Origin of the sequence: Methanofollis sp. (genome assembly GCF_028702905.1) — an archaeon.
Lineage (GTDB): Archaea > Halobacteriota > Methanomicrobia > Methanomicrobiales > Methanofollaceae > Methanofollis.
The window spans coordinates 3,799-11,381 of the sequence record NZ_JAQVNX010000072.1 but is presented as its reverse complement, the minus strand read 5'-3'; the positions used below and the strand labels follow the sequence as shown (position 1 = coordinate 11,381).

Annotated in this window: 8 protein-coding genes; 7 read left to right on the top strand and 1 reads right to left on the bottom strand. The window is 61.3% G+C overall.

Annotated features, from left to right (window positions below):
• The first annotated feature begins 98 nt into the window (after nucleotides 1–98).
• The 7 genes from ribC (at nucleotide 99) to PHP59_RS08945 (ending at nucleotide 6,198) form a co-directional block, all read left to right on the top strand.
• Nucleotides 99–560 carry a riboflavin synthase gene (gene ribC, locus PHP59_RS08975; RefSeq protein ID WP_300166180.1) on the top strand — a complete coding sequence of 154 codons (462 nt, stop codon included), beginning with the start codon at nucleotides 99–101 and terminating at the stop codon, nucleotides 558–560.
• A gap of 50 nt (nucleotides 561–610) precedes the next feature.
• Nucleotides 611–1,018: a 6,7-dimethyl-8-ribityllumazine synthase gene (gene ribH / locus PHP59_RS08970; protein ID WP_300166178.1), complete on the top strand. Its 408-nt coding sequence runs from the start codon at nucleotides 611–613 to the stop codon at nucleotides 1,016–1,018.
• Nucleotides 1,015–2,157 carry a pyridoxal phosphate-dependent aminotransferase gene (locus PHP59_RS08965; RefSeq protein WP_300166176.1) on the top strand — a complete coding sequence of 381 codons (1,143 nt, stop codon included), beginning with the start codon at nucleotides 1,015–1,017 and terminating at the stop codon, nucleotides 2,155–2,157. Before ribH ends, PHP59_RS08965 begins: the two co-directional genes overlap by 4 nt.
• Nucleotides 2,158–2,214: 57 nt before the next feature.
• A complete protein-coding gene (locus PHP59_RS08960) occupies nucleotides 2,215–3,930 on the top strand; it encodes a PAS domain S-box protein (protein WP_300166173.1) in 1,716 nt (571 codons plus the stop codon).
• A 63-nt stretch (nucleotides 3,931–3,993) separates the two neighbouring features.
• Entirely contained in the window at nucleotides 3,994–4,359 is a 366-nt protein-coding gene (locus PHP59_RS08955; RefSeq protein ID WP_300166171.1) for a hypothetical protein, read from the top strand.
• 39 nt (nucleotides 4,360–4,398) lie between these two features.
• Nucleotides 4,399–5,046 (top strand): Yip1 family protein, encoded by a 648-nt coding sequence (locus PHP59_RS08950; protein ID WP_300166170.1) that lies wholly within the window; start codon nucleotides 4,399–4,401, stop codon nucleotides 5,044–5,046.
• On the top strand, nucleotides 5,047–6,198 hold the full coding sequence (locus PHP59_RS08945) for a hypothetical protein (RefSeq protein ID WP_300166168.1): 1,152 nt from the start codon (nucleotides 5,047–5,049) through the stop codon (nucleotides 6,196–6,198). It abuts the gene before it with no gap.
• Between the two features lie 395 nt (nucleotides 6,199–6,593).
• Here the strand turns inward: PHP59_RS08945 and PHP59_RS08940 are convergent, their stop codons facing one another.
• Nucleotides 6,594–7,082, bottom strand: a complete 489-nt coding sequence (locus PHP59_RS08940; protein ID WP_300166166.1) for a molybdenum cofactor biosynthesis protein B — start codon at nucleotides 7,080–7,082, stop codon at nucleotides 6,594–6,596.
• Nucleotides 7,083–7,583 lie beyond the last annotated feature (501 nt).

Sequence of the window (7,583 nt, the reverse complement as noted above, 5' to 3'; positions counted from 1 at the left end):
ATCCTCGCCACCCTCGCCACCGTCCAGTACGCACTTCGCAAGGCAGGAGTTGCCGGCGTGGGCGACGGTGTCGAGGCCGCGGCAGAGGTGCTCGACGCATGAAGGTCGGCGTCGCTGACACCACCTTTGCACGCGTCGACATGGGCGCGATCGCCATCGACGAGCTCCGCAAACACGCGAGCGTCGGTATCGAGCGCTACACCGTCCCGGGGTTCAAGGACCTCCCGGTCGCCTGCAAGAAACTCATCGAGGAGCGGGGATGCGACATCGTCATCGCCCTCGGCATGCCGGGCGGCAAGGAAAAGGACAGGATGTGCGCTCATGAGGCCTCCCAGGGCCTCATGCTCGCCCAGCTCATGACAAACCACCACATCATCGAGGTCTTCGTCCACGAGGACGAGGCCGAAACAGACAGAGAACTTGCCTGGCTCGCTGAACAGCGGACGAGGGAGCACGCCACCAACGCCGTGAACCTCGTCCTCAGGCCGCAGGCCCTCACCAGGCAGGCCGGCACAGGCCAGAGGCAGGGCTTCGAGGACGCAGGCCCTGCGAGGCAGTGAACCGGCAGAATAAAAAGATAACACAGACAGGATCGATCGAGGAGAAGACAATGGCAATCAAGCTTGGCTTTGTGGTTGCGGAGTTCAACCGCGACATCACCTATATGATGGAGATCGAGGGGCGGGAACACGCGAAGTTCCTCGGCGCAGAGGTCACCGAGTGCTTCTATGTGCCCGGCGCCTACGACATGCCCCTTGCGATCAAGAAACTCCTCTCCGAGGGGAAGGTCGACGCCGTCGTCACGATCGGCTGCGTCATCGAGGGCGCGACCCAGCACGACGAGATCGTTGTCCAGCACGCCGCCCGGAAGATCATCGACCTCTCCCTCGAGTACAACAAGCCGGTCGCCCTCGGCATCTCCGGGCCCGGCATGACCCGCATGGAAGCCAACGAGCGGATCGACTACGCGAAGCGCGCCGTTGAATCTGCCGTGAAGATGGTGCAGAGATTAGGATGAGGGCCCTCTCGGAAAAGATCGGTGCCGTCGCCCCGTCGGCGACGATCGAGATCACCGACGCCGCAAAAAAGATGAAGAGGGAAGGGATCGACGTGATCAGCCTCTCCATCGGCGAACCCGACTTCGCCACACCCGAACATATCGTGCAGGCCTGCTCCGACGCCCTGGCGCGCGGCGAGACCCACTATGCCCCGTCGGCCGGCATCCCGGAACTCCTCCATGCCGTGGCCGCAAAGTGCCGGACAGAGAACGGGATCCCCTGCGGACCGGAGAACGTCATCGCCACCTGCGGCGCGAAGGACGCTATCTATGAGGCGATGCAGGCCTGCCTCAACCCGGGAGACGAGGTGATCCTCCCTGACCCGGCCTGGGTCAGTTACGAGCCCTGCGTCCAGATGGCAGACGGACGGGTCGTCCACCTCCCCCTGAAAGAACCCTCCTTCCAGATCGACGACGCCATCCTGGAGAGGGTGGGGCAGAAGACGAAGATGATCATCGTCAACACTCCCTCGAACCCGGCCGGCACGGTGCTCTCGAAGGCATCCCTGAAACTCGTCGCGGACCTCTGCGAGGACTACGACCTCCTTGCCCTTTCCGACGAGATCTACGAAAAACTCATCTACGGCAAGGAACACATATCCCTCGCGGCTCTCGGGGACATGGCCGAACGGACGATCACCATCAACGGCTTTTCCAAGGCCTACGCGATGACAGGGTGGCGCCTCGGGTATGCCGTGGCACCCCTGCCGGTGCTGCGGCAGATGATGAAGGTCCAGCAGCACTCGATCTCCTCCCCCACGACCTTCGTGATGTGGGGCGGCGTCGCGGCCCTGCAGGGCGACCAGTCCTGCGTCGAGGCGATGCGAAAGGAGTTCGAGGCGCGGCGGATGTACATGCTCGACGAGTTTACCTCGATGGGATACACGGTCGCCCCGCCGGACGGCGCCTTCTACGCCTTCGTGAAGGTGGAGGGCGACGACATGGCGATCGCCCGCGCCTGGCTGAACGAGGCGCATGTCGCGGCGACGCCGGGTACGGCCTTCAATGCCCCGGGCTGGATACGCGTCTCCTATGCCGCCTCCATCCCCACCCTGAAAGAGGCGATGAGGCGGATACGTGCCTGGAAGAACGGACAGTAAACACAGACTGCGAACGGCATGAGTGCCTCAGGATGCTGCGGGGACACATTGCCCCCAATGGTATTCCTCGCCATCATTTTTTTCCTGATACTCCTGCTGCCGTCCGCTTCTGCCGCCGCCTCCCCTGAAAAGAACGTCCTTCTTCTTCATTCCTATCATGAGGGCCTCTCCTGGACCGATGGCGTCACTGATGGTGTATATACCGCTTTTGACGAGGGCACCACAGATGTCAACCTCTATATCGAGTACATGGACACCCCGCGGATCGCGAGTCCCCGGTACTCCGCAGAGATCGCCGGGGTGTACAGGCTGAAGTACGCGGATGTCAGGCTTGACGCCATCATCTGTTCGGACGAATATGCCTTTCACTTCCTCCGCGAGCACCATGACGCCCTCTTCCCCGGAACGCCGGCCATCTTCTGCGGGGTGAACTATTTTGAGGACGAGTATCTTGTCGGCTGGGAGAACTGCACCGGGATCGTCGAGGTCGCCGATGTACAGGGGACGGTCGACGCCGCCATCTCAATCGATCCGGGTGTCAGGGAGGTCTATGTCGTCAACGACAATACGCTGACCGGGATCGCCGATCGAAAAGTCGTCGAAGGGGTCGCACAGGGCTATGAAGGCCGTGTTGCCTTCACCATTCCGGAGAACCAGACACTTGAAGAGACGAAGGAGGACGTCGGCCGTCTCCCGCCCGACACGGTCGTCCTCCTCATGACCCTCACCAGGGACGCGAAAGGCACCTATTACGAGTATGACGATGTCATCGAGGCGGTCTCCGGCACCTCCCGCGTCCCGGTCTACAGTGTCTGGGAGGTGTATATGGGAGAGGGTCTGACCGGGGGGAAACTCCTCTCCTCGGAGGACCAGGGACGGGAGGCCGGCATGATGGCCCTGAGAGTTCTCAACGGCGAACCGGCCTCGTCGATACCGGTGAAAAAAGATCCTCAGGGGAGATACGTATTCGACTATGCCCAGTTGAAAAGGTTCGGACTTGAAAACGCCACCCTTCCGATCGGAAGCACGGTGATCAACAGCCCGCCGCCCTCGGTAGAGATCGACCGGACCGTGGCGGTGGGGGCCGCCTTCGCCATCGCCACTCTCGGCATCGCAGTCCTCTTCCTCGGTTATACTGTCAGGATCAGAAGGCGATCGGAACGCGCACTCAAGGAGAGCGAGGAAAAATTCCGCTCCCTTGCCGAGCGGAGTTTCGACCTGATCTTCGCCACCGATGCCGACGGTCTGTTCACCTATGTCTCTCCCGCAGTCCACCGGATCAGCGGATACAAACCCGGGGAGTTCCTGGGCAAAAATTTCGCGTTCAACCGAGAAGAGGCTGACCGCTCCAGATTTGAATCCTTCTTCGCGGACCTTCGAGAGGGGAAGGCGATCGAGGGGCTGGCGGTCCGTATCCGTGCGAAGGATGGGTCGGAACGATACCTTGAGATCAATGCCGCACCTATCTTGAACAGCGGCGTGATGGTCGGCGCTCAGGGGGTGGCGCGGGACGTCACCGAAAGGATGGAGATGGAGAGAGTGCGGGCCGAGGCCTATGCCCGGATCGAGCAGAACATCGCGCAGTTCGCCACCCTCGGCGACGAGATCAGGAACCCCCTCGCGGTGATCGTCGGCATCGCCGACCTTCACTGCGAGGGACACCATGCCGGGCAGATCCTGGAGCAGGCGGAGATCATCGACGGGATCATCACCGCCCTGGACCGAGGCTGGATCGAGTCCGAGAAGGTGCGAGAGTACCTCAGGAAACACTGAGGTTTTTATGGGCGGGGGACGATCCTCTTCATCCATGATCCTGGCGGCCGGGGGGACCCCGCAGTGAAGGAGATGTTCGTCGTCCTCTGGTGGCGCCGGACCGGCACAGAGTGTCCGTACAGGACGGCCGATACGGGACTGACCCTTGCCGAACTCCTCATAGAACTTATCCCGGTGCTGGAGGAGAACGGCGTCGCCGTGGAGGTGCGGGTCGAGGAGGCGGGAGAGGGGAGCGGCGTCTTCTTCAACGGCGTGCCCCTCGACGACCTCCTGGCAGAGGCGGCAGGGGCAGAACGCTACTGCGCAGGGCCTTCTCGGATGGAGGAACTCGGTAACCCGGCCCTCACCTTCGATCCCAATGCTCCTGTCGGGCGGGTGCTTCCCGAGATCTTCTTCAGGAAGGCCGTGCTCCTCGCCCTGGAGGAGTGAGCCCCTATCCTTAAATTGATCGGCGTACACCCTCTTCGTATGAGCCATTGGATTTTTGATGTCCTGTTGAACCCGGACGCGTTCTTCAGGGAGAGGGCGGACAAAGCCCCGGGCCTGATGGTGCCCTTCATCCTCGTGCTGATCGCCGGGATCATCGGCGCCGTTACGGCCTATCTCACCATGACCGCCATGCTCCCCTCCCTCCCCTCGGAGATGCAGGGGTTTGTCGGCCTCATCGGCATCACCACGGCGGTCGGCATCGTGATCTTCTCCCTGATCATCTGGGCCGTCCAGGCCCTCGTCTTCTATGCTCTCTCCTCCTTTTACAACGGGTCCGGCGACCTGAAGAAGAGCCTCGAAGCGGTGGGGTACGGCTACGTCCCTCTCATCGTCTCGGCCCTGATCACTCTCGGCCTGACGTACTCCTTCCTCTCCTCCTTCACCTTCCCGGCCATCGACTTTACCGACCCGGCGGCCTCGGCGGCCTTCCAGGAGATGATCCGGAAGTCCCCGTTGCTCCAGGCGGGCCAGGTCCTCGGCGTCATCTTCCTCGTCTGGGCGGCGAACATCTGGATCTTCGGGATAAAGTACGCACGCACGATCACCACCAGAGACGCCGCGGTCGTCGTCGGTGTGCCGGTGGTCTTATATATCGTCTATCAGATCATCATCCTCGGTGTGCTGTAGATGAGAGAGGTGTTCTTCACCGGTGCGTTTCTTCTCCTCCTCCTTGCCGGGGCGGCGGCCGCGGCGACGCCCGAGGAAGACGCCGCACAGGTGATGGTCACCGGCGCGGTGATCGATCCGGCGGTCCTGATGCCCGGCGACGTGGCGACGGTCACGGTCACGGTGAAGAACACGGCACAGGTGAGCGTGCCTGTCAGAAGCGCAAAGATGTACACGGAGGGGAACATCCTCGTCCTCGACAACCCCTACCAGACCTTCGGTGCGATCGGGGCGGGGAACGAGGCCTCGTTCACCTTTACAGTGCAGGCAGATGCCGGTTCCGGTACCTATTACCCGCGTTTCGTCCTCGACTTCACGAATGCCGGGTCATTGCGCTACGCGGTGCCGGTGAAGGTCGAGGCTGTCGAACCCCGTGTCTCTGTCGCCGACATTCCCGACGCATTCACCGCGGGAAAGAAGGATATTGTGCGGGTGACGGTGAGCAACCCCCGCTCCGGGGAGGTCAACGGGGTCTCGGTGATGCCGTCGGGTGAAGGGTTGGTGAGCGTCCCGACGAGCGCCTTCATCGGCGCCCTTGCCCCTGACGGATCTGCAGAGGTCGCCTTCAATATCACGCCGGAGAGTGAGACCACCCTCACGATGACGGTGACGTACAGGAACGGCAGGAACCAGAGGACGACCGAGGTCTCGATCCCGATCGTCTTTTCCGAGGACAAGAAAAGTGCACGGATCGTCGTCTCCGGGGTGGATGTGACCACTGAGAACGGGTCGTACCGGGTCAGCGGCGACGTGACCAATGCCGGACTCGAGGTGGCAAAGGCCGTCGTGGTCACCGTGGGATCCCCCGGCGTCCCTGTCGACCCAAACCGCGTCTACCCGGTCGCTTCCCTGGACCCTGACGATCTCTCGAACTTTGAACTGACTTTCAGGGCGGAGAACGTCACCGAGGTCCCGCTCGTCATCGAGTACAGGGACACCAACGGGAACCTCTACACGACGAGGACGAACATCTCGGTCGAAGGGACGGCCCTGCCCGGCGAGGGAGAGGAGGGCGGATCCCTCCCGCTGACGGTCGTCCTTCTCATCGTCGCCGCCTTGGCGGTCGTCGGCGCGGTGATCTTCTTCTCCTGGAGGAGGGCGAAGGGGGGATAGCGCCGGTCGCATCCCCTGACCCTCGTCCCCCAGGTTTACAGCAGACCTCCCTTCTTTACAGTCGTTTACAGCAGTTCGCGGAAGGCGCTGAGATTCAACAGACGAATTTGAGAGCTTTGATATCGGTTATCTCCGCCACATGACGATATCGCATGATCGTTTGCAGCATCGCGGATATCACACACACGCACCCACCCGGAGGGAGGAGAAGAGATGCCACTGTGTGTGTGTGTTGTGCTGTAAGTTAGTACTGAGAGAGAGACGCGCTCTCTATCTCTATTAGTACTGTCAGTTTCCGGGCCAATTCGCGGCTTTCGATCTTCGCGGCAGGTGCTGAAATTCTGCTGTAAACGTGCTGCAATGCTGTAAGAGTCACGGACAGAAAAAGAAGGGTTTCATCCCCGCGAGTGGGAGATGATGTGCCTGAGTTCGGGGACGATGATCTTGCCGGTGGCGAGGGTCACGGCGCCGGTCGAACCAGGGACGCAGAAGACCGCCCTCCCGCCGACGATGCCCGCGGTCGCCCGCGAGAGGAGGGCCGAGGTTCCGATCTCGTCGAAGGAGAGCATCCTGAAAAGTTCTCCGAATCCTTCCATCCTCTTCTCGAAGAAGGGCTCGACGGCCTCGATGGTGCAGTCGTCGGGGGTGAGGCCGGTGCCGCCGTTGAGGACTACGGCGTCGGCCTTCCCGAGCGCGGTGACAAGGGCGGCCCGGATCGCCTGCCTGTCGTCCTTCACGATCACCGAGAAGACGACACGGTATCCCCCGGCGGTGAGGAGGTCCAGGATCGCCTTTCCACTGGTATCGTTCTCCTCGGTACGGGTCGAAGAGACGGTGATCACCGCCGCGGTGATCTCGATCGGCTTGATGTGCTCGGGTTTCATGAGAAGCCTCGGGGACATGTTGATCGCTCCCTCTGATACTTCTTGTGATAGAAGGGCCGCAAACCCCGACCCCTTTGTTTCCACTGGAAGAATGGAGAGATAGGAGGGGAGAAGATATCGCGAAAAAGGGTAAAAAGAGGCTGAATTTACCTGTACTCCACTATTCTGATCATTATATCGCGCGGATCCGCCGATCTGACCCCGGGATCCGAGAAGATCACCGAAGATCATGAGACGATCCCGGGAAGATCGCCGGATCTGATCGCAAGATCGCGGGATCCCGGCCCTGATCCGGGATCAGGATCGCCGGATCTGAGATCAGGATCCACAGATCAGGGATCAGATCAGGAGAAACGATCGGGAGATCAGGATCAGGGATCGGGGATCGGAGATCGAGATCCACAGATCAGGGATCAGATCAGGAGAAGCGATCAGGAGATCAGGATCCAGGATCGGAGATCGAGATCCACAGATCAGGGATCAGATCAGGAGAAGCGATCA

Bases quoted from the DNA above. Each gene is read 5' to 3' on its own strand.
- PHP59_RS08960 (WP_300166173.1), top strand. From the start codon at position 2,215: ATGGTATTCCTCGCCATCATTTTTTTCCTGATACTCCTGCTGCCGTCC.
- PHP59_RS08940 (WP_300166166.1), bottom strand. From the start codon at position 7,082: ATGAAACCCGAGCACATCAAGCCGATCGAGATCACCGCGGCGGTGATC.
- PHP59_RS08950 (WP_300166170.1), top strand. From the start codon at position 4,399: ATGAGCCATTGGATTTTTGATGTCCTGTTGAACCCGGACGCGTTCTTC.
- ribH (WP_300166178.1), top strand. From the start codon at position 611: ATGGCAATCAAGCTTGGCTTTGTGGTTGCGGAGTTCAACCGCGACATC.
- PHP59_RS08945 (WP_300166168.1), top strand. From the start codon at position 5,047: ATGAGAGAGGTGTTCTTCACCGGTGCGTTTCTTCTCCTCCTCCTTGCC.
- ribC (WP_300166180.1), top strand. From the start codon at position 99: ATGAAGGTCGGCGTCGCTGACACCACCTTTGCACGCGTCGACATGGGC.
- PHP59_RS08965 (WP_300166176.1), top strand. From the start codon at position 1,015: ATGAGGGCCCTCTCGGAAAAGATCGGTGCCGTCGCCCCGTCGGCGACG.